This is a genomic window from Gordonia sp. NPDC003422, assembly GCF_053588675.1.
This window is the reverse complement of record NZ_JBSFQL010000021.1, coordinates 80,074-106,058: the sequence shown is the minus strand read 5'-3', so window position 1 is coordinate 106,058 and position 25,985 is coordinate 80,074. Positions and strand designations below refer to the sequence as shown.

General features: G+C 65.5%; 25 protein-coding genes. 7 read left to right on the top strand and 18 right to left on the bottom strand.

Going from position 1 to position 25,985, the window contains the following annotated elements:
• The 5 genes from ACWDTF_RS17965 to ACWDTF_RS17945 all read right to left on the bottom strand — a co-directional run.
• Window positions 1-359, bottom strand: a 359-nt coding sequence (locus ACWDTF_RS17965; RefSeq protein ID WP_449754781.1) for an arsenate-mycothiol transferase ArsC, incomplete at its 3' end; no start/stop codon positions are given.
• Window positions 356-781: an arsenate reductase ArsC gene (locus tag ACWDTF_RS17960; RefSeq protein ID WP_012832689.1), complete on the bottom strand. Its 426-nt coding sequence runs from the start codon at window positions 779-781 to the stop codon at window positions 356-358. The genes ACWDTF_RS17960 and ACWDTF_RS17965, both read right to left, overlap by 4 nt.
• Window positions 782-821: 40 nt before the next feature.
• Complete coding sequence (locus tag ACWDTF_RS17955; RefSeq protein WP_012832690.1) at window positions 822-1,505, bottom strand: arsenate reductase ArsC; 684 nt, start codon at window positions 1,503-1,505, stop codon at window positions 822-824.
• Window positions 1,498-2,601, bottom strand: coding sequence for an ACR3 family arsenite efflux transporter (arsB, locus tag ACWDTF_RS17950; protein ID WP_279101586.1), 1,104 nt, complete (start codon window positions 2,599-2,601; stop codon window positions 1,498-1,500). The genes ACWDTF_RS17955 and arsB overlap by 8 nt, the downstream gene beginning before the upstream one ends.
• Window positions 2,598-2,960, bottom strand: coding sequence for an ArsR/SmtB family transcription factor (locus ACWDTF_RS17945; protein ID WP_279101584.1), 363 nt, complete (start codon window positions 2,958-2,960; stop codon window positions 2,598-2,600). The genes arsB and ACWDTF_RS17945 overlap by 4 nt, the downstream gene beginning before the upstream one ends.
• A gap of 146 nt (window positions 2,961-3,106) precedes the next feature.
• Between ACWDTF_RS17945 and ACWDTF_RS17940 the strand changes: the two genes are divergently transcribed.
• Complete coding sequence (locus tag ACWDTF_RS17940; protein WP_355274698.1) at window positions 3,107-4,738, top strand: FAD-dependent oxidoreductase; 1,632 nt, start codon at window positions 3,107-3,109, stop codon at window positions 4,736-4,738.
• Window positions 4,739-4,877: 139 nt separating this feature from the next.
• Here the strand turns inward: ACWDTF_RS17940 and ACWDTF_RS17935 are convergent, their stop codons facing one another.
• From ACWDTF_RS17935 to ACWDTF_RS17925, 3 genes are all read right to left on the bottom strand, one after another.
• Window positions 4,878-5,960 carry an alpha/beta hydrolase gene (locus tag ACWDTF_RS17935; protein ID WP_355274682.1) on the bottom strand — a complete coding sequence of 361 codons (1,083 nt, stop codon included), beginning with the start codon at window positions 5,958-5,960 and terminating at the stop codon, window positions 4,878-4,880.
• A 169-nt stretch (window positions 5,961-6,129) separates the two neighbouring features.
• Complete coding sequence (locus ACWDTF_RS17930) at window positions 6,130-6,786, bottom strand: O-methyltransferase (protein WP_240855095.1); 657 nt, start codon at window positions 6,784-6,786, stop codon at window positions 6,130-6,132.
• Window positions 6,787-6,831: 45 nt separating this feature from the next.
• Window positions 6,832-7,470, bottom strand: coding sequence for a TetR/AcrR family transcriptional regulator (locus ACWDTF_RS17925; protein ID WP_240855096.1), 639 nt, complete (start codon window positions 7,468-7,470; stop codon window positions 6,832-6,834).
• A 104-nt stretch (window positions 7,471-7,574) separates the two neighbouring features.
• On the opposite strand from ACWDTF_RS17925, the gene ACWDTF_RS17920 reads away from it, so the two are divergent.
• From ACWDTF_RS17920 to ACWDTF_RS17910, 3 genes are all read left to right on the top strand, one after another.
• Window positions 7,575-8,981, top strand: a complete 1,407-nt coding sequence (locus ACWDTF_RS17920) for an NAD(P)/FAD-dependent oxidoreductase (protein WP_355274680.1) — start codon at window positions 7,575-7,577, stop codon at window positions 8,979-8,981.
• A gap of 80 nt (window positions 8,982-9,061) precedes the next feature.
• Window positions 9,062-9,802 carry a hypothetical protein gene (locus tag ACWDTF_RS17915; RefSeq protein WP_240855101.1) on the top strand — a complete coding sequence of 247 codons (741 nt, stop codon included), beginning with the start codon at window positions 9,062-9,064 and terminating at the stop codon, window positions 9,800-9,802.
• On the top strand, window positions 9,723-11,105 hold the full coding sequence (locus ACWDTF_RS17910; RefSeq protein WP_355274677.1) for a linalool dehydratase/isomerase domain-containing protein: 1,383 nt from the start codon (window positions 9,723-9,725) through the stop codon (window positions 11,103-11,105). The genes ACWDTF_RS17915 and ACWDTF_RS17910 overlap by 80 nt, the downstream gene beginning before the upstream one ends.
• A 1-nt stretch (window position 11,106) precedes the next feature.
• Here the strand turns inward: ACWDTF_RS17910 and ACWDTF_RS17905 are convergent, their stop codons facing one another.
• From ACWDTF_RS17905 to ACWDTF_RS17895, 3 genes are read right to left on the bottom strand one after another with little or no spacing between them, the layout of a single operon-like run.
• A complete protein-coding gene (locus ACWDTF_RS17905) occupies window positions 11,107-12,243 on the bottom strand; it encodes a lipase family protein (protein WP_355274675.1) in 1,137 nt (378 codons plus the stop codon).
• Between the two features lie 22 nt (window positions 12,244-12,265).
• Window positions 12,266-13,375, bottom strand: coding sequence for an NAD(P)/FAD-dependent oxidoreductase (locus tag ACWDTF_RS17900; RefSeq protein ID WP_355274672.1), 1,110 nt, complete (start codon window positions 13,373-13,375; stop codon window positions 12,266-12,268).
• Between the two features lie 5 nt (window positions 13,376-13,380).
• The gene (locus ACWDTF_RS17895) at window positions 13,381-13,986 is read right to left on the bottom strand and encodes a maleylpyruvate isomerase family mycothiol-dependent enzyme (RefSeq protein WP_355274669.1); all 606 of its coding nucleotides are present in this window, start codon (window positions 13,984-13,986) and stop codon (window positions 13,381-13,383) included.
• 66 nt (window positions 13,987-14,052) lie between these two features.
• Here ACWDTF_RS17895 and ACWDTF_RS17890 point away from each other — a divergent pair, with 66 nt between their 5' ends.
• Complete coding sequence (locus tag ACWDTF_RS17890; protein WP_355274666.1) at window positions 14,053-15,354, top strand: aspartate aminotransferase family protein; 1,302 nt, start codon at window positions 14,053-14,055, stop codon at window positions 15,352-15,354.
• Window positions 15,355-15,367: 13 nt separating this feature from the next.
• Here the strand turns inward: ACWDTF_RS17890 and ACWDTF_RS17885 are convergent, their stop codons facing one another.
• Window positions 15,368-17,368 (bottom strand): OPT family oligopeptide transporter, encoded by a 2,001-nt coding sequence (locus ACWDTF_RS17885; protein ID WP_240855110.1) that lies wholly within the window; start codon window positions 17,366-17,368, stop codon window positions 15,368-15,370.
• A 180-nt stretch (window positions 17,369-17,548) separates the two neighbouring features.
• Window positions 17,549-18,676, bottom strand: a complete 1,128-nt coding sequence (locus ACWDTF_RS17880; RefSeq protein WP_355274662.1) for a TDT family transporter — start codon at window positions 18,674-18,676, stop codon at window positions 17,549-17,551.
• A 328-nt stretch (window positions 18,677-19,004) separates the two neighbouring features.
• On the opposite strand from ACWDTF_RS17880, the gene ACWDTF_RS17875 reads away from it, so the two are divergent.
• Together ACWDTF_RS17875 and ACWDTF_RS17870 are read left to right on the top strand one after the other, a co-directional pair.
• Entirely contained in the window at window positions 19,005-20,231 is a 1,227-nt protein-coding gene (locus ACWDTF_RS17875) for an NAD(P)/FAD-dependent oxidoreductase (protein WP_355274659.1), read from the top strand.
• A gap of 73 nt (window positions 20,232-20,304) precedes the next feature.
• The gene (locus tag ACWDTF_RS17870) at window positions 20,305-21,141 is read left to right on the top strand and encodes an SDR family oxidoreductase (protein WP_355274656.1); all 837 of its coding nucleotides are present in this window, start codon (window positions 20,305-20,307) and stop codon (window positions 21,139-21,141) included.
• A 36-nt stretch (window positions 21,142-21,177) separates the two neighbouring features.
• On the opposite strand, the gene ACWDTF_RS17865 is transcribed toward ACWDTF_RS17870, so the two are convergent.
• The 5 genes from ACWDTF_RS17865 to ACWDTF_RS17845 all read right to left on the bottom strand — a co-directional run bounded on the left by ACWDTF_RS17865 (window position 21,178) and on the right by ACWDTF_RS17845 (window position 25,858).
• Window positions 21,178-21,567 carry a DUF5313 domain-containing protein gene (locus ACWDTF_RS17865; protein ID WP_355274653.1) on the bottom strand — a complete coding sequence of 130 codons (390 nt, stop codon included), beginning with the start codon at window positions 21,565-21,567 and terminating at the stop codon, window positions 21,178-21,180.
• Window positions 21,568-21,709: 142 nt separating this feature from the next.
• Window positions 21,710-22,591: a sugar phosphate isomerase/epimerase family protein gene (locus tag ACWDTF_RS17860; RefSeq protein WP_355274650.1), complete on the bottom strand. Its 882-nt coding sequence runs from the start codon at window positions 22,589-22,591 to the stop codon at window positions 21,710-21,712.
• Window positions 22,591-23,598 carry a sugar ABC transporter substrate-binding protein gene (locus ACWDTF_RS17855; RefSeq protein ID WP_449754780.1) on the bottom strand — a complete coding sequence of 336 codons (1,008 nt, stop codon included), beginning with the start codon at window positions 23,596-23,598 and terminating at the stop codon, window positions 22,591-22,593. Before ACWDTF_RS17855 ends, ACWDTF_RS17860 begins: the two co-directional genes overlap by 1 nt.
• Window positions 23,599-23,632: 34 nt before the next feature.
• Window positions 23,633-24,631 carry a sugar phosphate isomerase/epimerase family protein gene (locus ACWDTF_RS17850; protein ID WP_355274647.1) on the bottom strand — a complete coding sequence of 333 codons (999 nt, stop codon included), beginning with the start codon at window positions 24,629-24,631 and terminating at the stop codon, window positions 23,633-23,635.
• Between the two features lie 45 nt (window positions 24,632-24,676).
• Entirely contained in the window at window positions 24,677-25,858 is a 1,182-nt protein-coding gene (locus ACWDTF_RS17845) for a Gfo/Idh/MocA family protein (RefSeq protein ID WP_355274644.1), read from the bottom strand.
• Between the last annotated feature and the right edge of the window lie 127 nt (window positions 25,859-25,985).

Here is a 25,985-nt window from a genome sequence, read left to right as displayed (position 1 = left end):
CGGATTAGTCGCATCCGTTCGATGCCGTCGATGCCCCGTTCGGAGGGTTCGTCGGTGTTCCACACTTCGAGGGCGACGCCGTCGGGTGGGGTGACCTCGGCGGTGCCGACCACCACGACGAGATCTGCAGTTTGCATCAGTTCGTCGGTGAGTTGCCGCGGCTGGTGTCCGGCGACGTCGGCGCCGACTTCGGCGAGCGCCTGGGCGGACAGGTCGTTGACCTGTCCGCCGATCTTCGCACTCGTTCCGGCCGAGGATGGGGTGATCCGGTCGGTGACCGTGGGTGTGAGGTGTTCGGCCATCACGGATTTGCCGCGGTTGGACACGCACACGAACAACACCTTCGGTGGTGTGCTCACTGGCCGACCTGCTGGTTAGCGGGGAGCAGTTCGTCGAGGAGGTCCGCGACCAGTGCGCGGATCTGATCGCGGATCGGGCGGACCGCGTCGATGCCTTGGCCGGCGGGGTCGTCGAGGGCCCAGTCGCGGTAGCTGACGCCGGGGAATACTGGGCATGTATCGCCACAGCCCATGGTGATCACCACATCGGAGGATTCGACGGTGTCGGGGGTGAGGACCTTGGGTGACTGTGCCGAGATGTCGATACCGACTTCGGCCATCGCCTCGACCGCGGCGGGATTGATTGAGTCGGCGGGCGCAGATCCGGCGGAGCGGACCTCGACACTGCCCTGGCTCAGAGCGGTGAGGAACCCCGCGGCCATCTGTGAGCGGCCGGCATTGTGGACGCACACGAACAGCACGCTAGGTCGAGAGGAAGGCATGAGAAACAGTCCCTTTCAGCTGTGGAGAATGCTCGGAAAGTCACACATGGTTGGCCGTGAGTTCGGCAAGGAGCTCACGAACCCGGGCGTCAAGGTCATCGCGGATCGCGCGAACCTCGCTAAGTGGACGGCCTTCGGGATCGGAGACCGTCCAATCGAGATACCGCTTGCCGGGATAGATCGGGCACGCGTCGCCGCAGCCCATGGCTACGACCACGTCGGCGGCGGCGACTACATCGTCGGTGAGTGGTTTGGGGTACTGCGTGCCCAAGTCGACGCCGATCTCGGTCATTGCTTCGACGACGGTCGGGTTGATCGAGTGCGCGGGGGCTGACCCGGCGGAGCGCACGTGTACCCGACCTGTGGCGTGGTGGGTCATCAATCCGGCGGCCATCTGCGAGCGGCCGGCGTTCTGCACGCAGATGAACAGGACTTCGGGCACATCCTTGGGCGCCGATCCATCGGCCTGGGCCAGGGCGCGTAATCGATCGGCAGCGAACCGGCCCGCCAAGGTCGTCAGATGCGCATGCACCCGGGAGGTGCGCCGTAACGCGGTGTAGGACTCGAAAACACAGCGTTCCACCGTCTGCCGAGACACCACCCCCTCGTACTTGGCGGCCAAGTCAGCTGCGGTACGGGCGAGCACGGTATGCGGCATCAACAGTTCGGGTTGGGCGCGGTGTTCGCCGCGACTTAGCTGTTCGTCCAACACATTCTCAGACATCGCGAACAGGCTCCTTCGATACATCTGGGCTGGAGGCGGTCGTCGGACTGGTGAAGCGTTTCCGCAGTGCCAGGGACACATAGACCAGCGCGACGAGGACGGGCACCTCGATGAGTGGGCCGATGACTCCGGCGAGAGCCTGACCGGAGGTCGCACCATAGGTCGCGATCGCAACGGCGATGGCGAGTTCGAAGTTGTTGCCGGCGGCGGTGAACGCCAGCGTGGTGGTCCGTGCGTAACCCAGCCCCATCGCGGCGCCGAGGACGAATCCGCCACCCCACATCACCGCGAAGTAGATCAGCAGCGGCAGCGCGATCCGCACGACGTCCCACGGGTGAGAGGTGATCTGCTCCCCCTGCAGGGCGAACAGGATGACGATGGTGAACAGCAGGCCGTAGAGGGCCCACGGCCCCAATCGGGGGAGGAACGAGGATTCGTACCATTCGCGGCCTCTGGCCCGTTCGCCGATGCGGCGGGTGAGATAGCCGGCGACCAACGGGATTCCGAGGAAGATCAGCACCGACTTCGCGATCTGCCACGGCGAGGTGTCGATGGTCGTCTGTTCCAGGCCGAGCCATCCGGGTAGCACCGAGAGGTAGAACCAGCCCAGCACGGCGAACATGATCACCTGGAACACCGAGTTCAGTGCGACGAGGACGGCAGCCGCCTCGCGGTCGCCGCACGCCAGGTCGTTCCAGATGATGACCATCGCGATACAGCGCGCCAGACCGACGATGATCAGTCCGGTCCGGTACTCCGGTAGGTCGGGGAGCAGGAGCCAGGCCAGCGCGAACATCAACGCGGGTCCGAGGATCCAGTTCAACGCCAGCGACCCGAGCAGCAGGCGACGGTCGCCGGTGACCGAGTCGAGTCGGTCGTAGCGCACCTTGGCCAGCACCGGATACATCATGATCAGCAGTCCGAGAGCGATCGGCAGCGAGATGCCGTCGATCTCCACGGCCGCCAGGGCGTCACCCAGGCCGGGAACGGTGCGGCCCAGCAGCAGGCCCGCGACCATCGCTGCGCCGATCCACACCGGCAGGAATCGGTCCAGCGTCGACAGCTTGCCCGCGACCGCGGTGTCGGAGGCGGTCACTGGTCCACCTCACACGAGCGTGTTTCCCCCACGACCGTGGCGAGATCGTCCAGCAGGTCCGACAGTTGCTGCAGCGCTTCAGCGTTCACCCGGTAGTACACCCACGTCGCGCGGCGTTCGCTCGTCACCAGACCCGCCTGACGCAGCACCTTGAGATGATGCGAGATCGTCGGCTGCGACAGCTCGAACGGCCCGGAGATGTCGCACACGCACGCCTCACCTCCCGGATGCGCGGCGACCTCCGACAGCAACCGCAGCCGAACCGGATCCGCGAGCGCCTTCAGCAGCGGGGTAACCGCTCCGGTCTCGTCACCACTCAGGCCGCGGCCTGGCAAGAGAAGCAAGTTCTTATTCGACACCCGTCAATATTGACATACATCGATTCAACGGGACAAGGCCCTCCGATACCCGGGAGCGCACTTGCGTTCCCGCATTGAGATCCGCTGCCGACGACCCGCGGACACCGTCGATTGTCCTCGTGTCGGCCGATCACGGCGATGCGCTCATGCTCGAATTCAGCAGGTACGCCAGGGATTACCATGTCACCTGCACGCGCAGTGCAATCGAGGCGATAGCGCTGCTCGGCCGACTCGCGAGCGAGGGACATCCGGTGGCGCTGATCGTGGTGTCGTCCGAACTGCCCGACATGAACCTCCTGGAGGCGCTGTCGGCGTTCCGGAGCATCGTGCCGACGGCGCGGCGGGTGGTCGTGATCGCGTGGCAGAACTTCGCCGAGCACACCACCACGTTGCGGCCGGCGCTGCAGAAGGGCAAGTTCGACACGTTCCTGCTACTGCCCCGTGGCGCCCGGGATGAGGAATTCCATTACGCCATAACCGAAATGCTCTCCGACTGGGGCGCAACGGTGGCGGCACCCGAAGTCGACGCGATCCGCATCATCACGCCCACGACGACGCTGCTGTCGCTGGCGATCCGCGACTTCCTCGATCGCATGGGCATGCCCAACCGCACCTACCCGCCGGACAGTCCAGAGGGCCGACAGGCCGAGGAACTCGCGTCCAGCGTCGGCGTCTACCCGCTGGTGCATTCCCTGCGCGCCGACGACGGGCGATCGGTCATCGCGGCCGAGACGGTGCGCGACGTGGCCGTGCTCATCTACGGACGGCCGTCAGATGTCGACGTGGGCACCGTGGTCGACCTCGCCGTCGTCGGTTCCGGACCCGCCGGACTCGCAGCAGCGGTTTACGCTGCCTCGGAAGGACTTTCGACGGTCGTCATCGAATCCGAGGCCATCGGGGGGCAGGCCGGGACGAGTTCGATGATCCGGAACTACCTCGGCTTCCCGCGCGGAATCTCCGGCATGCGACTCGCGCAGCGGGCCCGGACGCAGGCCGTGCGGTTCGGGGCCCAGTTCTATACGGGATGGGACGTGCAGTCGATCCTGCCCGGAACCGACGGCACACCGCATCGCGTGTGCACCGAGGGCGGCGACGTCGTCGCGCGAGCCGTGTTGATCAGCACGGGCGTCACCTATCGCCGTCTGGGTATCGATCCACTCGAGCACCTTGTCGGGCGCGGTGTGCACTACGGGGCAGCGATGTCGGCGGCCCGCGAGATGGACGGTCGTGACGTGTTCGTGATCGGGGGCGGCAATTCCGCCGGACAGGCGGCGATCCATCTGGCGCGGCACGCGCGGTCGGTGACCATCGTGATCCGTCGAGAAGATCTCCGCGCCACCATGTCCCAGTACCTCATCGGCGAGATCACGTTCAACCCCCGGATATCGGTGCGCGGCAATTGCGACGTCATCGACGGTGGCGGCGACGGACGACTCGAGTGGTTGCAGCTCTGCGACCGACCCACCGGAAACACCGAACAGGTCACCGCCGGTGGACTTTTCGTGCTGATCGGCGCCGAACCCACCTGCGACTGGCTGCCACCGGAGGTCGACCGCGACGACGACGGCTTCGTCCTCACCGGACGGGACGTACCGCGCGAGCGCTGGGCCGACGGTCTGCCGCCGCCGAACCTCGCCACCAGCACCCCCGGCGTGTTCGCGGCCGGCGACATTCGGTCCGGCTCCATGAAACGGGTCGCGGCCGCCAGCGGCGAAGGCGCCAGCGTGGTGCCGCTCGTGCATGCCTGGCTCGATCACCTACGCCGACAACAACTCTAGGATCAGCCCACTGCCTGAGGTGCGACGAGCGCACAGCCGCCAACCGCTGCGTGAGGTGCGACAAGCGCACAGCCGCCTACCGCTGCCTGAGGTGCGACAAGCGCACAGCCGCCTACCGCTGCCTGAGGTGCGACAAGCGCTAGCGAGGAGCCTCGAAGGCCTGGTGACCGTCGCCACCTGGCCGCGAATCGAGTTCCCGCAGGAACTCGTCGATCCGCGGCCAGGTGTGTGCGACAGCGTCGGACCCGGCGATCAAGCCGAGGTGACTCGACTCGACCGTCGTGAACTCGACGTGCTGCGCACCGTCGAACAGCTCGACGCCGTGATGCGCGGCCTCCCAACTGACGATCGCGTCGCGGTGACTGCCGAAGAGGGCGATGGGCTGGGTGATCGACGAGAGTTCCAGCACCCGGTCGCCGAAATGCAATGTACCGCCGGCAAGTTCGGCACGATAGACGAAGTTCTCCCACATCTCCTCGGACACCTTGCCCGGATATCCGGGCATCGTGGCCTGAAACCGATCGATGGCCTGCATTCTCGCGAGCGCGTCGGGATTGTCGGCGTTGCTCATGATGTAGCCCGGCTTCTTCAGTTCGCGCTGCCATGCGGTTGCGCGATACACCGTGCGCACCACTGGCGCCGGGATACCACCGAGCGCGCGCAAGACCACCGTGATCGCCTTGCCATTCGTCGGCCGCGTGAGTGCTCTGCCCAGCCGGTACATGGCAACCGGCGCGTAGTCGAGCGGCGTGCCGACGGCCGTCATCGACCTCACCGGGAGCCCCGGGTCTGCGGCCAGGGTGAGGAACCCCAGGGTGCCGCCGATGCTCCACGCCACCAGGTCGACCATCTCGGCACCGCTGTCGCCGATCACTCGTCGAATCGCTTCCGGAACGATGTCGGCGAAGAAACCGGCGAACCCGAGATCGCGGTCCGTGCGATCCATGTCCCCGAAGTCGACGAGGTAGACGGTCCGCCCGGTCGAAGTCAGGAACTCGATGAACGAGAGGCCGGGGGCGAGGTCGTAGCAACTCGACGACACCGCGAGCGGCGGGATCAGGAGCACCGGCGGAGCATCGATCCGCGTGCCCGTCGGGTCGTAGCGCTTGAGCAGCCGGTGACGACCGTCGGCGACCACCACGTGCGGCGTCGCGAATGGTTCGCCGACCTGTTCACCCCGAAACACGCGATACAGCGTCCCAACCCCGTCAAACCTGCCCATCCGCGCCCATCCCTCCTCGTCGACCGTCCCCGACATTCAACACGGTCTCCAACCCAACTCGATTCCTGGCCACACCCTGTGTCGAATCGGGTCAACTGGGTGCTGCAGCACACAGACTCTCCGACAGGACACAGAGTGTCGGTAACACCTCCCTGGGCCGCCCTTCGCCTCAGAGCCGAACGCTCAACTCCATCGTGTCGGCGCCCTTGCCAGGGAAGTTGACGCCGGCATAGCCGGCCTCCGGGTCCCGAACCCGCGCCAGGTACGGCGCGACCCCCTCGCGTTCGGTGTTGTCGGCGAGAATGAGCGTCCCTGACGGCAGCCGGTCCTCGAGCAGCTCGAGCACCGGAAGATACATGTCCTTCCAGCCGTCGAGAAAGAGGAAGCCCACCGGTCCGTCGAGGTCGGCGAGGGTGGTGAGCGCGTCGCCGGCGTGGATGGTGATCACATCGTCCAAGCCCACTCGAGAAAACGTGTCGGCCGCGGCAGCGAGTTTCTTGGCGCTCATCTCGGTTGTGTGGACCTGGCCGTGGCCGTTGTCGCGGACCGCGGCGGCCAGATGCAGCGTCGAGATTCCGTACGACATCCCGAATTCGACGACGACGTCCGGCCGAGTGGCCCGGACCAGCGAGTACATCAGCTGTCCGGCCATCGGACTCACCGGCATGTACGCGTCGCTCGCCGCGTCGGCCCGTTCCTGCGCGGTTGCGTCGTCGGACAATCGCGGACGTCCGCCGCCTGCCGCCCGGTCGAATTGCGCTCGGGCGTCGTCGTACATCGCGGCGATGGTCGACGCGACGGGGTCGGTGTGCAGTGTGGAGGTCATGGGCCCAACGTATCCATCGATGCTGGACGTCGGCTGTGAGTCGGATCAGCGGGGACCGCCGGTGATGGTGAGCCAGATCGTGCGCGACAGTGCCGCAACCAACCGTTCGTCCGCATCCGGCGTGTCGTCGTCGGGATGCAGGACGTGCTGGGTCACCGACCGTTCGACCATCCAGGTCACCGCCGCCACCGACTCCCTGGTCACGCTTGCGTCCACCCGGCCGTCGGCACGCCAGCGGTCGACCTGTCCCGACGCGGCGGCAATGAACGACTCGATGCGACCGAACCAGAAGTCCGCGACCCGGGCGTCGTAGGCAGCGACCTCGCTCAGCGCGCGCATGAGCGACCAGTGTTTCCGGAACTCCGACACCATCATTCGGATTGCCGCCGCGACGCCGTCGACCCCGCGGCCCAGGGAGCCGTCGTCGGCAAACCAGCGTGCGGGTCCGGCGAAGAACTCCTGGGAGGCCACGTCGGCCACCTGGATGAGGACCTCACTCTTGTTCGGAAAGTACTGGTAAAACGCCGGACGCGACATTCCCGAACTCTCCGCGATCCGTTGCACCGGGATCTCGGTGAATCGTTCGCCGTCGGCCAGCAGTTGTTCTACCGCGGTGAGCACCCGTTCGGTGACCTCGCCGCGACGTTGACTCGCATTCGACGCGGGCCTGGTCACCGATCCCATGGCCAGGATGCTACGCCACCCTTGACACCCTCTGTGCGCAGGCAATACGGTCTCCTGACACTGTGTCAGACAATGTGTCCAAGAAGAATGGGCGGGAGTCGGTGATGAACGCTGCGGGGAGCGGATCGGGTGTCGAGGAGCAGGATGGCGTTCCGTCGGGTGACAGCGAGTATTTCGATGCGGTCATTGTGGGAGCGCGTTGCGCGGGCGCGGCAACCGCGATCGCACTCGCGCAGCGCGGCCTGAACGTCCTCGCCATCGATTCGGCCCGCTTCCCGTCCGACACCCTCTCCACACATCTGTTGTGGCCGTCGACGATGGCCGAGATCCACGCCCTCGGCGCGCTTGACGCTGTGGAGGCAATCGGCGCGCCACGCATGCCGATCGCCGAGGCAATACTCGACGAGATAGGCTGGCGCACTCCATATTCCGCGGTATCCGGGATCGACTACGGGATGTGCGTCCGACGCACCCACCTCGACGACGCACTGGTCCGTACCGCCAAGACCGCGGGCGCCGAGATTCGTGAACAGTGCACCGCCACCAAGGTGATCTGGGACGGCGGGCGTGCCGCCGGAATCGAATACTCCGACGCCGATGAGCGCCGTCACGTGGTGCGCGCGCCGATCGTGATCGGCGCCGACGGTCGCAAGAGCTTTGTCGCCGAACAAGTGGGCGCACGCACACCGATCATCAGCGCACCGAGCGGCCGTGCCTGCTACTTCGCCTACTGGAAGGATGATCGAGACGACCTGCGCCACATCGCATCCCAGTGGCGGGTCGAGGGTCTCCTGGGCACCGCGTTCCCGTGCGACGGCGGCGAACTGCTGTGCCTGCTGCAACCGCCCATCGATCTCATCCCCCAGTTCCGCGGACGCAAGGTGACCGATGCCTACCTGCAGGGCATCCAGAATCTGCCCGGCCTGGCAAAGCGCCTCGAAGGTTGCGAGTTGGCCTCGAGGGTGCGTGCCTGCACGGGGATCGAATCGTACTTCCGGACGTCAAGCGGGCCAGGCTGGGTGCTTCCCGGCGACGCCGGGCACTTCAAGGATCCGGTCACCGCGCAGGGAATTCGCGACGCCTACCGCTACGGGCGACTGCTCGGCGAATACCTCGCGCCCGTCCTGGGTACCCGCGCCGGGCACGCCGGCCCACCCGATCCGCAGACCGTCGACCGCGCCACCGCCGACTGGGCTCGGCAGCGTGAACGCGATTGCATCGAGATCTACCAGTGGACCAATTTCCTGGCCGCGGGCCTCCCGCCGTCGCCGCTGGAGTACGAGCTCTATCACCGCGCCCGCGAACGCCCCGAATATGCTGCGGTGCTCAGCGACATCTACAACCGCGTCCAACCGCCCGCCGCGATGACGCCGCCATCCGCACTGGCGGGTACCACCGCCCGCGCGTTGCGGCGACCCGACGTCTCGGTCCTCGATGTGGCCGCCGACCTGCGGACCCAGACCGGCCGAATGGTGTCGGACTGGCGCGAGCGTCGTCGCTTCCGCGGATAGACGAGTGATCCCGGTTACATCTGAGACGCAAACGCGATAGCGTATCTGGAACGCCATGTTTCCAGATACGGAGGGTTGCGATGGCCTGCTGCATCGTCGCAGCGCTGCTGATAGCCGTCTATCACCGGCTGGCACCGTGGCGGGCGCGTCGTGCGCTCAGCGACGACGGCTTTGCCCCCACCGCGAACCGGCCGGCTCCCGGCGAAGCGTCGGCGGCGTTTCTGCCACCGCGGCACCCCGATCGCACCCTTGACACCCGAACCGGGGTCGCTGCCTGGACGTTGCGTTTCGTCGCAGTCGGGCTGGGTGTCTACCTGGCCATGAGCGCACTCCTGGTGACATGCGGAATCGCCACCGGCGATGCCGCGCAGACCATCTGGCTGGTACGCACCGCAGGCGCTCTCCTCCTGGCCGCTGTCGCCATACGTGTTGCGTCGAGGCTCATGCGTCGGGGAGACGACCCCTGCACCCGGAGTCAAATCGTCGGCTGCGCCTGCGTCGGCATCGCCATCGCGAGCCTGGAGTTGATGGCGCTCGACATGCATGTCGCGTCGCTCTATCACGTACACAACGTCACCCTGCACACCGTGATGCACGTGCTGCCGCTCGCAGCCGCCTTCGTCGGCCTGCTGTTGGCGTTCCCATCGAGTGTTCGCCCCTCCTCACGTCTGGAAGATGATGACCGAATCACTGCAGAGCGCCCCGTATCGTCCGTCCCTGCGGTTGAGCCCGGAGACGAGCGTGACGGTCACCGAGTCGACGCCCGACGAGTTGGCGTCGCAGCGCTATCTGTTCGATCTGGCGCTCCAGCCGGTCGATGACTTCACCGGGTTCACCCGGCTGGAACAGATCGGCGGCAGCGCTCTCCGATATCAGCTGGCCTACGCGTCGTACGCCCTGTCCCTGGCGCAATACACCCGCACACCGGCGTTCGGCGGCTACCTCGCTGAGGCCCAGGGCAACCTCATTCGCAAGATGTGCGACAAACGCGTGTGGGGCTATTGGGCAACCGAACGTCTGGCCGGATACCTGCGGTGGAATCCCGACCCGATGGTGTTCGCGAACGTCATGTACACCGGCTTCTTCGCAGCGATGCTCGCCATGTACGAAACCATGAACGACGACCACAGCTTTGACGCCGACGGCGCGCTCCCCCTCGTGTGGAACCGCCGCAATACGTACGACTACGGGTTCACCAAGATCGCCCGGGCCATCGAGAACAACATGCATGCCAGCCCCGACACGATGTATCCGTGCGAGCCGCACCTCATCTACCCGATGTGCAACACCATCGCGCTCGCCGGGCTGGCCGGCTACGACCGCCTCCACGACACCGACCTCACCGACAACCTGATCGACAAGACGCGAGATTCGCTGGTACACAACGGATATCTACTGGGGAACGGCAGATTCCTGTTCGGACGCGGACCGATGGGCCTGAAGATGCCGCCGATGCTGGCCAACGACGCCGTCATGGTCTACTGGCTCAACGGCATCATGCCGGACCTCGCGGAGGAGACCTGGTCCTCGCTGCGCACTCATCGACTTCGCGTTCACGGTGACAAGGTGGAGCTCCGCATCCGACCCATCGATCGGCTCGACGTCGGCTCGTACCACCTCGGCGACGCATGGGCCTGGGTCAACGTGCTCTGCGCGGCCAGAGAAATGGGCGATGACGAAGTCGTACAAGGGGTTTCCCACCACATTCGGATCAACACCGACGTCGACCGGTCGCCCGACGGCGCCCAGAAGCTGGAGGGCGTGTCCACCTGGGTCAATTGCGCGTACGCCTTCTCCCGGTTCGTCGGCAAGGACAGCCTGCAGGGGCTGATCAACGGACGGGTGCCCGACGCGTGGCGATCGGGACCCATGCTCACCGAGGCCGCCTACCCCGAAGTGCTTGTCGCCAAGGCGGTCAGCGACGGGACCGGACTCGACCTCGTCCTCCACCCGGGTGCCGGCGGAGTTCGCACGCCGCTGCGGATCGGCCGATTGCGCCCCCGGCAGACCTATCGGGTCGACGGCGCGGTGGAACCCAGTATCAAGGCGGACAGCGACGGAACGGCGATCATCGACGTCGACCTCGGCGGTCGGCACGAGGTGCGGATCAGCGCCACACTGTGAATCAGCGCGATGGTGTGACCAACGGGTCGTCACCGAACTCGTTGACAGACGTCGGCGGTGTCGACGTGCTCACGTAGTACTGCGGGAAATGGTCGTCGATCGCGTATTCGTACGGAATGCATCGCAGCAACGGGATCTTTCGGGTGATGAAGCCGAACGGCAGCGTGATCAGCCCCAGCGCACCCTCGTCCTGTGTGGAAGTGGGGCCCTCTTCCCATGTGTAGGTTGGTACTTCACGCTGCTCGCCTTGCTCCTTCACGTAGCCGACGCCGGGCACCGAGTGAAACTCCGTACCGATGTGCGCGAGGGTTCCGGTCGCTGTGGGCGGCAGATGCGGAACGGGGTCTTTGCCGAAGACGTAGCGAAACACCTTCTTCTGCATATCCGCTGAGAATGCATCCACGAGATTCTGTGTTCCGACCATCGGCTGCCCGAAGGTGTGGATTCCGGCCATCGACGGCCAGAAGGCCTTCCGATAGACTTCGTTGGCGCACAGCGCCATTCCCATCAGCAGGGCCGTTGCGCCTCCCAAACTGTGGCCGGTCAGATACAACCGCTCCATGGGATGTTCCAGGCGCGCTGATGCCCTGTCCCCGTTGATCGACAAGCCCTCATGCGCGCGTGTGAGGGCCTCGACCACCTGCCAACGGATGCTCCGCATGTTCCGGTAGAAACCGGCGTGGACGGCCTGCCGAGGCGGCTCGACACCCGGTTGGGTCGGTACCTCCACGAACTCGGGGGTGACCTCGGCATCGGCGAGCCAACTGATCGCGTTGGTCGGCTCTGTGCCGCGATACGCGACGATCACCACGCGCCCATCCTTGCTCTGGATGATGTGGGCCGTCGATCTTATGAACATCGCATCCACGGTCATCTCGATTGCACGGCAGTAACTCTCATCGAGTCCCAGTCGGGTCATCATCATGGCCTGCGTGTCGATGTCGGAGTACGAGTAACCCGACGCGACCGCGAGAACGTGCCGGAGGGTCGAATCCTCCGGCCCAGCGGTCACCAATGTCTCGGTCAGGTCGTCGTATATCGGAAAATTGCTCGCGGGCTCCAGATCCGCCGCCTGCGACAGCGCCAGCGTCGGACGCAGGTCGTCCAGGGAATAGCGTTCGGCAGTCGTGATCAGCATGCGCCGATGGTAGTTCCGCAGGTCAGGGCGTCGGGGCGCTTTCGGCAGAACCGAGTCGGTTGCCCCGCCCGAACCCGTCCACCACCCGACCGTCGAGCACCGATCGAGCCAACGCCTCACCAAGCGCCGGAGCATGTTTGAACATGTTGTGCCCGACGATCACATAGGTCGATTCAGCCGAGTCGATCGCGATTCCGTCGTCGCCCCAGGGCAGCGTGGTGACCCAGCAGTGCACGACATCGCGGGGCGTCGGGTCCAGACCGGGCAGCGCAGCACCAACGTATTCCGCTGCGCGATCGGCAAGTTCGCCGAGCACTTGGGGTTCGACGATGGTTCCGTCCGAGGTTGCCGCGACGGAATCCGACAGTCCGAGGCCGTAACCTGAGCGATCAGGGTAGGCCGCCGCGTAGACTCCGGTGAACCCGAAATGGCCGCTTCCATCCTGCAGCGTCGGAAGTGACGCCACGGGCGTTCGGATCCCGAACGACACCCGAACATGTGCGCCCAGCTCGATCGGCACGTCAATCCCGACACCCCGGGCGAGCGCAGCCGTCCCCCGGCCGGCACACACCACCGCCGCACCGTGTGTGAACAGACCTGTGGGACAGCGTACTTCGACTCCACCGCGTCGATCGCGGAGCGTGATCACCTGCTCGCGCACGGTCACATCGGCAAAGCACTGTGCCAGCGCTTCGATCGCGGCGCGCGTGTGGATCGATCCCGCGGTCGCGTCGAACACCGCGTCTCCCGCATATCCCGCGAGCATCGGCAACAAATGGGCCAGTTCGTCGGCGTCGATCGCACGAGCGTCGATCTGCGGATGCGTGACGAGCTGCGCCAACCGGCGAGAAGCCGACGGGCCCAGAGCGATTCCACCGTCCCGCGAGATGAGTTCGGTGCCGAGTTCCTCCTCCCACGCCATCCACCGAACACGTGCGCGCACGGCCAGCTTGACCAGACGAGGATCGTCGTGGGCGTGTCGAAAGATCCGGGACTGGCCGGCCGACTGGCCAAAGCCTGGTTGGCCCGACTCGAAAACGGTGACACTGAGTCCCTGGCGGGACAACTCGTACGCGGCGGCGAGACCCACGATCCCGGCACCGATCACCGCGACATCCGACGTCGTACTCATATCGCTCACACCACGCGCGACAACGTGTCAAACGGCGTCCGTCCACAGAGCGCGAGCAACAAAGCCGCCGCCTGCCCCTTCCGCACGGCGATCGCCGACGCCGTCGCCAGCGCGTCCGCCGCCACCTCATCCGGCAGTTCCGGTTCCTGTCCGGTTGCCCGGGCGATGTCGAGGCCATGCACCGCAAGTTCGAAGGTTCTGGTGGGCAGGTAAACGCTCAGTCGCATGCTGCCGGCCGCCGTCGGCACCACCCGGTCGCCAGATGTCTCCGCGAGGACCGCGAGGGCGTCGGCGCGCAGTTGCTCGACCGCTGCGAGCGGATCGGATCCCAGCGCGGCACCGGCCTGCCGTCCTCGTTCGGCGATTGCAGCGGGCTGCCCGGGCTGCGCTGCGATGTCGAAATAGTCTGCGATGGTGAGAATCTCGCAGACATCCGGCGACGGTTGAGCCACGTAGTCGCGAACCGTCGACAGCGCGCGTCCGGTATGCCCGACCAGCGCCCGGACATCCCACTCACCGAGTCCCGGCGCATCCCACTGTTGGTCGTCGATCTCCGACACGAGCGCTACGAAATGGTCGGCCGCCGCTCGAAACGCTTGCACCTCGTCCATACGTCGAGTGTGCACCCCTCACCGTCCACCATGCACCCGAATCAGGGGGTGACGTACCGTGAAGCGATGCCACACTCGCAGGTCACGCCCTCTGCCGTCGACACCCGCCACCTGGTTCGCTACGGAGGTCAGTTCAGTCCCGAACTGATCGCGCGGGCGGCCGGCAGCTGGGTCTACACCGCAGACGACCGGCCCGTCCTGGATTTCACGTCGGGCCAGATGTCGGCGATCCTCGGCCACTCCCACCCCGACATCGTGTCGACGGTGTCGCGTCAGATCGCCGAACTCGACCACCTCTTCAGCGGCATGCTCTCCGAACCGGTGCTCACACTTGCCGAACGCCTCAGCGCCACCCTGCCGGAACCCTTGAGCAAGGTGCTGCTGCTGAGCACCGGCGCCGAATCCAACGAGGCGGCGATCCGGATGGCCAAGCTGGTCACCGGCAAGCACGAGATAGTGTCGTTCGCGCGTTCCTGGCACGGAATGACCCACGCCGCAGCGGCTTCCACCTACAGTGCCGGACGACGCGGCTACGGCCCGGTGGCGCCGGGCAACTTCGCGCTACCCACCCCCAACCCCTATCGCCCCGATTTCGTCGACGCCGACGGCGCGCTGGACTGGCAACGACAACTCGACTTCGGATTCGACCTGATCGACGCACAGTCGGTCGGCTCACTCGCGGCGTGCATCGTCGAGCCCATCCTTTCGTCCGGTGGCGTGATCGAGCCTCCGCCAGGCTATTTCGCGGAGCTGAAACGTCGGTGTGAAGAGCGAGGAATGTTGCTCATCGTCGACGAGGCGCAGACCGGACTGTGCCGCACCGGCTCCTGGTATGCCTTCGAGCGCGACGGTATCGTGCCCGACATCCTCACTCTGTCCAAGACTCTCGGTGCCGGACTGCCGCTGGCCGCGATGATCACCTCACCCGAGATCGAGGCCGCCGCACACGACGCAGGGTTCCTGTTCTTCACCACCCACGTCTCCGACCCGCTGGTCGCCGCGGTCGGCAACACCGTGCTCGACGTGCTGGAGCGCGATCATCTCGATGATCGAGCCGCACAAGCGGGTTCGCTGCTGCGCGACGGGCTGCTCGAGCTGCAGGACCGCCACCCCAGCATCGGTGATGTGCGTGGCCGTGGGCTCATGCACGGCGTCGAGCTCGTGGAGGATCGTGTCACCAAGCGTGGCGCCGACCGTCTCGGCGTCGAAGTGACCCGACGCTGTTTCGACCTCGGGCTGCACATGAACGTCGTCCAACTCCCCGGCATGGGCGGCATATTCCGCATCGCACCGCCACTCACCGCGACCGACGACGAACTGCGGCAAGGACTCGCCATCCTCGATCAGGCACTCACCGAATCCACCTGAACAGCAGTCGGATTCACTCCTTGACCGGGTCCGAGCTACTCTCCGCGGCAGTCTTCGACGTCCACTTGTACAGCCAGGCGACCGACGCGGCGAAGACAATGACGCCCAGCGCCTCGGCCCACTTCTCGAAGCCGTCGCCCACGACCGCGAGCACCGCGTCGTCACCGGTGGCGGCCACGATCCCGGCGAACACCACACCGAAAAGTGCCTCACCGACGATGAGGCCGGTGGCCAACAACGTTCCCATGCGCTTCTTGTGGTCGACTGCGCCACCGCTGCGTTCGGCCCACTGGTTGTAGTAGTGGCCGATGAACGCACCGATCGGGATGACCAGGGTCACCGACATGGGCAGATACATGCCCATCCCGACCGCTAGCGGCGGCAATCGGAATCGTGTCGCCCGGCCCAACGCCTCGTCGATGCCGATGATGATCGCGCCAAGCAGCGCTCCAAGTCCGATCAGCCACCAGTTCAGGTCGCCGCCGAGTACGCCGGTGGTCAAGCTCGACAGCAGACTCGCCTGCGGCGCGGCCAATGAGTCCGCGGTCTCGCCCGGCGCGCCCACAAACCCGAACGACGTGTACATGAGTTGCAGGATCGGGGGGATCACCGCGGCTCCGAAGGCGACGCCGATGATCAGGGCCACCTGCTGCTTCCACGGTGTTGCTCCGACGAGTTGGCCCGTCTTGAGGTCCTGCAAGTTGTCGTTGGAGATGGTCGCCACGCCGAACACGATCGCGGCGGTGAACAGCGTGTAGGCCACCAGCGCGGCGGTGTGCGCGGCATCGGTGGAGCCGTAGACGATCTTGATCAGAATCGCCGCGATCAGCACCACCAGGATGCCGACACCGGAGATCGGACTGTTGGACGATCCGATGAGACCGGCCATGTACCCACACACCGATGCGACCGCCAAACCGATCACGAAGATGAAGACGATACTGAGGGTGATGATCCCGGCCGCGCTGCCCTCGAGGACCGTGTCGTGCACGAAGTCCCACAACATGAAGCCGATCGGAATGAGGAGCACCAGGATGGTGGAACCGACGATGGTCATCGGCAGGTCACGCTCGGTGAGGTCGACGCTCACACCCTTCTGGCGCGACCTCGTCGACGCGAGCGCCGACTGGATACCACGGATGATCGGCATCATGATCTTGGCGAGCGTCCACAAGGCGGCGATCGCAATGGCACCGGCGCCTACGAGTCGGACGTCGCTGCCGAAGAAGGTGTTCACCTGGTCATACAGGCCGTCACCGTCGGGGAGATTGCCCTGGCTCATCACTGGCAGCAACACACCGAAGGAGATGATGAGCCCGACGAGCATCGCGACACCTACCGACACGCCCACCAGATGCCCGATACCGATGAGCGACATCAGCAGCCCGGCGTTGAAAAGCGTGCCGCCGGTGCCGATCTTGATCGCTCCATAGACCGAGTCGCTCACCACCTTGAGCTTGGTGAGCAGCGAGAAGGCCGCCGACGCAACCGAGCCGACGACGATGATCCGCAGGCCGGCCTTGTTCTCCCGGGCCCCGCCCGACGAGTCGCCGACCTTCAGAACCTCCGCTGCCGCAACACCTTCCGGATAGGGCAGATCGGATCCGGTGACCAGGGCCCGACGCAACGGGATCGAATACATGACGCCGAGCACGCCGCCGATCGCACACACCGACACCGTCACCCAGTACGGGAAGCCGGTCCACCAGCCCACCATCACCAGGCCGGGCAGGATGAACACGATGGCCGAAAGCGTGCCCGCGGCCGACGCGATGGTCTGCACGATGTTGTTCTCGACCACCGAGTGATCGGCGAAGTAGCGCAGGATCGCCATCGAGATGACCGCGGCCGGGATGGCGGTGGCAAACGTGAGACCGACGCGCAGGCCCAGGTAGACGTTCGCTGCGGTGAAGACCAGCGTGATGATCCCGCCGAGGATCACACCGCGCATGGTGAGTTCGCGAAGGTTCGCCTGTCCGCGGGACTCGATCGGGGTCATGCCTGATGTGGTCATTCCTCGGCCCCTCACTGCGCACCGCAGAACGGAACGCGATCAGCCCGACCGCCCCCTCGACCGTGGCATGTATGGGTTGTCGACCAACTGTAAAGCCGAGATCGACCCCGCGTGCGACGTTGCGAACGTCCACCCGGAATCTGCCCTTTTTGCCCGAATCGGGGTCCCTCCCGAGATTGATCAAGGCGCCAGCACTGCGCGGCGGTGGACCACCGTCATCGACGCGACGAGCGTCCACGCGCCCACGAGGGCAACGAACAGCACCACCGACAGTGCCTCGATCGGGGCGGCGTGCAGGACCTTGCCGAGAGCGGCCAGGCCGGTGACGCACGTGCCGACCGGGAAGGTGAAACTCCACCACGTGATCGCGAAGGGCATCCGCCGGCGAACGGCGCGCACGGTGACCGCCACCGCCAATGCGAACATGGCAACTCCGAAACCTGCCATCGCCATTCCATACCCGATGCCGAAAACTCGCAGTCCCTGGGCGATGTACGCCTGCTCGTCGGTGAAGACACCCTGTGAAGCGTTGCCCAGCAGGTTCGCGGCGGTGACCGACTGCCCGATGAGACCGAGAGTGATCCAGAACGTCGGTGCGGCTGCGCCTGCCGGCGGACCGTCCTGGATGGCACGGGAGTAGATGAGGGTCATCGTGATCATGCCGAGGAACAGACTCAGACCGAACAGTCCGTAGCACCCGCAGAGCATCGTCAGCCGAGCCTGTCCCGCCGGGATGTGCCCGACGAGCAGCGCTCCAGTGGTGGCCGACACCATCGGCGGGACCACCGACATCAGCCAGCACGGCATCGCCACCCGTGGTTCGTCGGAACGGCGGGTCATCATCGAATAGGGCAGACACACGCTGGTCGCGACCCCCAGTAGGGTGCCGACCGTCCACAACACTGCGTCGATCCACACCGCCGGATGGTCGCCGACGACGTCCCGTCCGACCAACAGGGTGGCGGCGCCAACAGTCAGCAACGCCATCGCCGGGGCGCCGTAGAAGTGGCCCATCATGGGGTGACGTGCGTAGCCGCGGGCATTCTCGGGGTGATGCATCCAGTGCCCGACGAAGGCCGACGCGACCACGACCAGGAGCCCGGCGGCGACCAGCCACATCGCGACGGCGAAGGGTTCGAGCGCGGCCGTCCCGACCGGCAGGCCCGCCGCGGCGGTGGCGACGATCCCGGTTCCCATGACCGCGCCAAACCAGTTCGGCGTCACATGAGCCAACAGCGTTGCGCCGCTGCGGATCTGCGAGTTCGCCTCGGAGCGGGCCGTGTTGCGGGTGTCGGTGAGAGTTGCCATGCATCGAGCTTCCGCTCTCGGCGCCATCGGCGGAAGCGGGCTTCGATTTGTGAGGTCACAACTCTTGGTTGTGGGTTGGACAACGCTCGCCGCCTGTACGAAAGCTGTACCTCCCCGCCCCGCCACGTCTTCGGATCAGCTGCCGACCCGCAGGGGGATCCGATACCAGCGACATTCATCGGCATGGCCTGCGAACTCGCAATGCCGCGGGCGCGCAACGGCGCACGATTCGCATGCTCGCACCGCATCGAGCCAATGTTGCGCGCGCTGCGGGCGTACAGTAGGTCCTACGCAGGACGAAGGACATACGCGACTGCAGGGAGGCATCATGCCAACCATCGTCATCGTCGGTGGCGGACTCGCCGGCGCCAAGGCCGCAGAGGCCTTGCGGGAAAAGGATTTTGACGGCGAGATCGTCCTCTTCGGCTCCGAAGAGCATCTTCCCTACGAGCGCCCACCATTGTCGAAGGAATTTCTTGCGGGCTCGCAGAAGCTCGACGATTTCACAGTGCACGACGGAAACTGGTATCGGGACAATCGAATTGATGTCCACCCCGGAACCATGATCGAGGAGATCGACGCCGCAGCGCACACCGTGACACTGCCGGATGGAAGCACCCTTGCATACGAGAAATTGCTTCTGGCAACGGGTTCACGGTCCCGGCATCTCGACCTCCCCGGCGCGGACGCTGATGGTGTCCACTACCTGCGCAGCTACGACGACGCGGTGGCGCTGAGCGAGGCGATCGACGAGAACATGCGCGTGGCGATCGTCGGCGGCGGCTGGATCGGGCTCGAGGTGGCGGCGAGCGCGCGCAACCGCGGCGCGCAGGTTGCCGTCGCCGAGACGGCGCCGCAACCGCTGATCGGCGCCCTGGGCGCAGAGGTGGGCGCGATCTTCGCCGACCTGCACCGCAAGCATGGGGTGGATCTGCGCACCGACGTGGCCGTGGCCGAGATCCTGGTCGAGGACGGGCGCGCGGTTGGCATCGGGCTCAAGGGCGGCGACACCATCGACGCGGATGCGGTGCTGGTGGCCGCGGGAGCGGTCCCGAACATCGAACTCGCCGAGAGCGCCGGACTCGACATCGGCGACGGCGGTGTCCTGGTGAGCGCCGGACTGCGCAGCAGTGATCCGGACATCTTCGCGGTCGGTGACATCGCCAACGCCGAGCACCCCGTTCTCGGGCGTCGGGTGCGCACGGAACACTGGGCCAACGCACTCAATCAACCCGCCGTCGCGGTTGCCAACATGCTTGGTGGCAGCGCCGAATACACCAATCTTCCCTACTTTTTCACCGACCAGTACAACCTCGGCATGGAGTATTCCGGTCTCGCGTCTGGTGAGCACCGCGTCGTACTTCGCGGCAGCCCCGACAGCCTGGAGTTCCTCGCATTCTGGCTCGACGACGAAGATCACCTCCGAGCCGGCATGCAGGTCAACATCTGGGATCAACTCGACGGCATCAAGGAGTTGATCTCCGCCGGAGCCGCGCTGGATCCGGCAAAGCTGGCCGATGCCGACGTCGCCCTGTCGGACGTGACCGTCGACTGACGCGGGACTACCGAACGATCGCTCGGGCACCACTGCTACGATCCTCTCGATCGCACGGCCGGTTAGGGGAGTCATGTCGCAGTATCTGCAGGGCAAAGTCATCATCGCCACCGGAGCCGGCGGCGGCTTCGGCAAGCTCATCGCCGAGAAGTGCGCAGCTGGCGGCGCACACGTGGTGGGCGTCGACATCAACGCCGACGGCCTCGCGCAGACCACGGAAGCAATTGTCGCCCAGGGCGGTTCGGCGGTTCACCAGGTGGCCGACGTCACCGACATGGAACAGATGCGCGCCGCGGCCACGCTTGCCGTCGAGACGTACGGCGCGATAGACGTCATGGTCAACAACGCGGGCGTCATGCCGCTGGCCTACTTCGCCGACCACGAGCGGGCATGGCAGAAGTGGCACAAGGCAATCGACATCAACATCAAGGGCGTCGTCAACGGCATCTCCGCCGTCTACGACCAGATGATCGAGCAGGGCCGCGGACAGGTCGTCAACATCTCGTCGATCTACGGCAACGGTGGATTCGAGGGTTCCGGTGTCTACTCGGCAACCAAGGCCGCCGTCACGACGCTGTCGGACTCCCTACGCATCGAGGCCAAGGGCAAGATCAAGGTGACGACCGTCAAACCGACGGGCGTCGCGGGCACCAACCTCGCGAGTTGGATCGTCAACGATCGCGCCATCATGGGCATCGTCGGCCAGCGTGCGCTCTCCTACAAGGAACACGTGACCAGCCTCGTCAAGGGCGAGATGCCCGCCGAACTCGTCGACGTCGACTCGGTGAAGTACTGGCTGATCACTCCCGACGACCTCGCCAACGCCGTCGTACACGTCATCGATCAGCCGTGGGGAATCAGCTTGTCGGATGTGACGGTGCGCGCCAGCGGCGAGGACTACCTGTACTGAGGACTACCTGTACTAAGGGCTCAGTCCTGATCACCGCTAACTGCGGCCGCCGCGGTACTTGCGGTTGTACTCCTCATACATATCGGCGTTCTTCTCGCGTTCGAGCTTGTTGACCAGATCCGGGTCGAGCCCGTGTTGGGTGAGCCGGTAACGCCGATACACCTTGTTCAGTGCGATCGAGAAGAAGACGTACGGGATGAGGATCGGGATCGTCATGTTCAGCCGAATGATCCACTCCGTCGGCACGAACAACATGGGAACCAGCAGCAGAATGCAGGGCACCGACCAGCGCGCCACCATCCGGAACGCCGCTCCGGGGCCGGCGAGATCGTTGGCCACCCACTCACGCATCGATTCGGGCAGTCGGGCGCCATAGGCGTACTTGAAGTACTGCCATGCGCCCGGGCGTGAGCGGTCAGCGGACATCGCAGTCTCATTCCCCGTCTGGTCGATCGAGTTGCTTGTATCCGCCATCGTAGTGACCTGCACCGTTCTCACCTCATGCTGCTCGCTGCCTCCTCAATTAGTAGCACACGATTGAATTGGACAGTAGTGACCTTGGTCCCTCTCAAGGAGCGGTGGAGTACTTGTCGATATACGCCTGCATCGTCGACAGCTGATACCGCGACACCTCCACCGCGTTCTCGTCCTCGGCGAACACCGATGACACCATCACCGTGTCGTCGCGGTCGTAGAAGCCAAGTCCGCCGAGGCCGCCGAAGAACTCGTCCCAGTCGACGTCGCCGTCGCCGATCTTGAGGTGCTGATGCACTCGTACCGGGTTCCCGGGCGGGTTGGTGATGTACCGAAGTCCGTGCGAACGGCGGTGATCCATCGAATCGGCGACGTGCACCAGCCGTAGCCGATCACCGGCGGCGGCCATGATCTCAGCCATGTTTCCACCCATGTGAAAGGTGTGGCACGCGACGTACACCATGCCGATGTTGGGTGAGTTGACACCGCGGATGATGCGTACGGCTTCCAGCCCATCCTCGACGAAATCGTCTGGGTGCGGGTCGATTCGGACGTCGATACCCTCTCGTTCGATGATCGGCAGCAACTCCTCCATCGACCGGAAGAAGGCACGTTCGGACTCTTCGGCACGCTCCGGACGCCCCGAGAACTCGGTGTTGATCACGTTGACACCGAGGTCGACGGTGATCTCGATGACCCGCTTCCAGTTCCGGACGGCCGCCTCACGCGCATCCTCGTCGGGTGCCGACCAGCGCAGCACCGGCAGCACCGACGCGACCTGCACACCCGCGTCGTCGCATGCCTTGCGAAAGCTGCGCACCAGATCATCGTCGGCGCGTGGATGATTGAAGAACGGGATGAAGTCTCGGTGCGGGGTCAGTTGCAGATATTCGTAGCCGAGTTCGGCCACCAGCCTTGGGAACTCGAGCAGGTCGTGATCGTGATGGAAGGGCGTCGGATCGAGTGCGATCTTCATCAGCGTGTTCCGTTCCGCGCGTATTCGGCGATGGCGTCGATGTTGGTCTGGTCGATGAAGGCCGGCCCGGTCAGCGTCGGTTGACCGCCGCCGATCACGTTGCGGTTGTTGAGATACAGCCACAGTTGATCCACTGCCAGGTAGCCCTGCAGGAAGGGCTGCTGATCGACTGCCCACTGCACCTGACCGGACTTGATGGCGTCGACGAGGGCGGCGTTGGTGTCGAAGGTGGCGATCTTGGTCTCGCTACCGGCGGCATCCTTGGATTTGACCGCGGCCAATGCGATGGGAGCACCCAACGTGATGACGTGATCGATGCCGGGATCCTGCTGCAGCTTGGCCGCGATGGTGGCCTGGACGCTCGGCATGTCGGTCCCGTTCACGTTGAGATTCTCCACGCCATTACCGCCCATACCGGACTTGACTCCAGCACAACGTGATTCGAGTGCGACGTTGCCCTGGTCCTGGATGACGCACAGCACCTTCGACGCCCCATCCTGCTTCAGCCGACGACCGGCCGCTTCACCCGAGATCTGTTCGTCCTGACCGAAATACGACAGCACACCCAGCGAACTCCACGCATCGATGCCCGCATTGAACGCGACGACGGGGATGCCGGCTTCGACGGCACGCCGCACCGCAGGCGCCATGGCCTCCGGCTTGGCCAGTGTCACCGCGATGGCGTCGACCTTGCTGTCGACCGCATTCTGCAGCAGATTCGACTGGTCGGGACCCTGAAGTTCGGACGAGTACCTCAGCTCGAGGTTGTCTTTGGCTGCAGCCGTCTCGGCGCCCTTGCGGATGAGATCCCAGAAGGTGTCACCGGGCGGGCCGTGCGTCACCATCGCAACGGTGAATCGGGGTGTGTTGGCCTGACCGGCAGCCATGCCGCCGTCGTCGTCGCGGGGCTTGCCGCCGGTGCTCGAGCATGCGGCCGCCACCGCGATCGTGGCGACACATGCGGCCGCCGCGAGTAGCCGGCGACGCCGGGAATGGTTGGTGCTCACCGTCAATCGCTTCTCTCTGGGTTCCGAGTGGGTATCAGCGGGCCGCGACCGAGTTGGCGGCCTTGAGGGTTTCCGCGGCGATCTGCAGGCCCTCGATCTGCCCGAGTTCGACGTCCTCGTGCTCGATGTTGACCGCCATGTCCGGGTCGACCTTCTCCAGCGCCTGGAGGAACCGCGTCCAGAAGTCCACGTCGTGACCACGGCCGACGGCGACGAAATCCCAGGCCGAGTCCTCGGGCCACTTGTTCACGACGTGCCGTCCGCCGAGTCCGGTGGGGTTGTCCGACAGCGGGATACGTGTGAATCGTTCGTCGAGGACGCCGTAGATCTTGCAGTTCTCGTTGATCCGGGTGTCCTTGGCAGCTGCATGGAACACGAGCGGTCCGAGCCATTCGATGGCCGCGACCGGATCGATGCCCTGCCAGAACAGGTGCGACGGATCCATCTCCGCGCCGACGTTCGTGGCGCCGGTCTTCTCGACGAGACGTCGCATGGTGGGCGGGTTGAAGACGAGGTTCTGCGGGTGCATCTCGATCGCCACCTTGACGCCGTTCTCGCCTGCGAGGGCGTCGATCTCACGCCAGAACGGGACCGCCACCTCGTCCCACTGGTAGTCGAGCGAGTCCAGATAGCCCGAGTCCCAGGTGTTCACGTGCCACGCCGGCCACTGACCGCCCGGATGCGCATGCGGCAGACCCGACATCGTCACCACCCGGTCAACTCCGAGCAGGCCGGCGACGCGAATGGCGTTGCGCAGGTCGTCGGCGTCCTCGGGCCCTACCTCGGGGTCGGGATGCAGCGGGTTGCCGTTGCAGTTGAGGCCGGCGATCTCGACACCGGTGCCGTCGAAGGTGGCGAGGTACTCACTCGCACTGACCTCGCCCGAGAGCAGTTCACGCACCGGCAGATGCGGGGTGGGCAAGAAGCCGCCGGCGTTGATCTCCGCACCGGTCAGGCCGAGTGAGCCGATCACCTCCAGGGCGTCGCGCAGGGAGCGGTCGTGCAGGATCGCGGTGTAGACACCGAGTTTCATAGGAATTGTCCTTACTTGCAGAGTGATTGGTGATCGTGTGGTCTGTCAGCCGACTTTGACGGTCGCGCCGCCGCCCGCTGCGGATTCGGCGATGGCGGCCACGACACGCATGCTGTGCAGGCCGGTGTCGAAGCCGGGCAGCGGTCCGAGGACGTCGATGCCGGCGACCTGGTCGAGGAACGCCCGCGCCTGGTAGGTGAACAGCTCGGCCTTGCCATGTCCGACGCCACCCGCATCCATGGGCAGTCCGCCGCGGATGTAGGGGTGGTCGGGTCCGATGGTGATGCGCCGCGGACCGTTCAGGTCGGCACGCACATCGTCTGCGGCGAGGTGGAATTCGGCGATGCGGGCGAGTTCCCAGGAAGCCGATCCGGCAGTTCCGAAGAGCTCGAAACCGAGTCCGTCCGGAAGGCTGTGTGCAACGCGGGAAGCCGAGAAGGTGGCGGCGGCCCCACCGGCGAATGTCGCGGTGAAGGTGGCGATGTCCTCGTTCTCCACCGGCGCCTTCTCGCTGCTGACCGCGCCCTTGGTGTGGCCGTAGGTGGTACCGAGGGGAATCGGCCGCTCGGTGATCACCGTGTGGAACCGCGCACCCGAGATCTCCGCGATGGGTCCACAGACGAACTCGGCCAGATCGATGAGGTGACTGCCGACGTCGGCGAGGGCTCCGGTGCCGGGCCCGCCCTGGTAGCGCCACGTGATCGGCGACGTGGGGTCGAGGGCGTAGTCGCACCAGTAGTGGCCGTTGAAGTGGACGAGGTCGCCGACGGTCCCGGCCGCCAACTCGCGACGGATCTGCTCCACGGCAGGCGCCCGACGATAGGTGTAGCCGACCGCAGCAACCCGGTCCCGGGTGCTGTCGGCGGCGGCGAGCATGGCTTCGGCGTCGGCGAGCGAACCGGCCAGCGGCTTCTCGCACAGCACATGCTTGCCGGCGGCGAGCAATCCCTCGACCATCTCGCGATGCAGGTGGTTGGCCACCACGACGCTGACCGCGTCGATGTCGTCGGCCTCGGCGATCGCACGCCAGTCGTATTCGGCGCGATCGTACCCGTACCGCTTGGCGTTGTCGTCGGCCACGGCCGGATTCGCGTCGGCGATGGCGACCAGCCGGACTTCCGGCCGGTCGAGGCCGAACAGCGTGCCGGTGTTGCGATACCCGGCAGCATGCGCTCGCCCGGCCATTCCGCCTCCGATGACGGCGACACCGATCGATTCGTTGGTCACTGTGAACTCCCGTTTCCTTGGTACTAGCCCGGTCTACTAAACCGGTCTAGTTGTGTACGATGTTGACGACTATGAGCCACACCACAGGGAGCTGTCAACCCCTGATTCATCAACGAGGAGGTTGCGA

Bases quoted from the DNA above. Each gene is read 5' to 3' on its own strand.
- ACWDTF_RS17960 (WP_012832689.1), bottom strand. From the start codon at position 781: ATGCCTTCCTCTCGACCTAGCGTGCTGTTCGTGTGCGTCCACAATGCC.
- ACWDTF_RS17955 (WP_012832690.1), bottom strand. From the start codon at position 1,505: ATGTCTGAGAATGTGTTGGACGAACAGCTAAGTCGCGGCGAACACCGC.
- ACWDTF_RS17940 (WP_355274698.1), top strand. From the start codon at position 3,107: ATGCTCGAATTCAGCAGGTACGCCAGGGATTACCATGTCACCTGCACG.
- ACWDTF_RS17935 (WP_355274682.1), bottom strand. From the start codon at position 5,960: ATGGGCAGGTTTGACGGGGTTGGGACGCTGTATCGCGTGTTTCGGGGT.
- ACWDTF_RS17930 (WP_240855095.1), bottom strand. From the start codon at position 6,786: ATGACCTCCACACTGCACACCGACCCCGTCGCGTCGACCATCGCCGCG.
- ACWDTF_RS17925 (WP_240855096.1), bottom strand. From the start codon at position 7,470: ATGGGATCGGTGACCAGGCCCGCGTCGAATGCGAGTCAACGTCGCGGC.
- ACWDTF_RS17920 (WP_355274680.1), top strand. From the start codon at position 7,575: ATGAACGCTGCGGGGAGCGGATCGGGTGTCGAGGAGCAGGATGGCGTT.
- ACWDTF_RS17915 (WP_240855101.1), top strand. From the start codon at position 9,062: ATGGCCTGCTGCATCGTCGCAGCGCTGCTGATAGCCGTCTATCACCGG.
- ACWDTF_RS17905 (WP_355274675.1), bottom strand. From the start codon at position 12,243: ATGCTGATCACGACTGCCGAACGCTATTCCCTGGACGACCTGCGTCCG.
- ACWDTF_RS17900 (WP_355274672.1), bottom strand. From the start codon at position 13,375: ATGAGTACGACGTCGGATGTCGCGGTGATCGGTGCCGGGATCGTGGGT.
- ACWDTF_RS17895 (WP_355274669.1), bottom strand. From the start codon at position 13,986: ATGGACGAGGTGCAAGCGTTTCGAGCGGCGGCCGACCATTTCGTAGCG.
- ACWDTF_RS17890 (WP_355274666.1), top strand. From the start codon at position 14,053: ATGCCACACTCGCAGGTCACGCCCTCTGCCGTCGACACCCGCCACCTG.
- ACWDTF_RS17885 (WP_240855110.1), bottom strand. From the start codon at position 17,368: ATGACCACATCAGGCATGACCCCGATCGAGTCCCGCGGACAGGCGAAC.
- ACWDTF_RS17880 (WP_355274662.1), bottom strand. From the start codon at position 18,676: ATGGCAACTCTCACCGACACCCGCAACACGGCCCGCTCCGAGGCGAAC.
- ACWDTF_RS17875 (WP_355274659.1), top strand. From the start codon at position 19,005: ATGCCAACCATCGTCATCGTCGGTGGCGGACTCGCCGGCGCCAAGGCC.
- ACWDTF_RS17870 (WP_355274656.1), top strand. From the start codon at position 20,305: ATGTCGCAGTATCTGCAGGGCAAAGTCATCATCGCCACCGGAGCCGGC.
- ACWDTF_RS17865 (WP_355274653.1), bottom strand. From the start codon at position 21,567: ATGTCCGCTGACCGCTCACGCCCGGGCGCATGGCAGTACTTCAAGTAC.
- ACWDTF_RS17860 (WP_355274650.1), bottom strand. From the start codon at position 22,591: ATGAAGATCGCACTCGATCCGACGCCCTTCCATCACGATCACGACCTG.
- ACWDTF_RS17850 (WP_355274647.1), bottom strand. From the start codon at position 24,631: ATGAAACTCGGTGTCTACACCGCGATCCTGCACGACCGCTCCCTGCGC.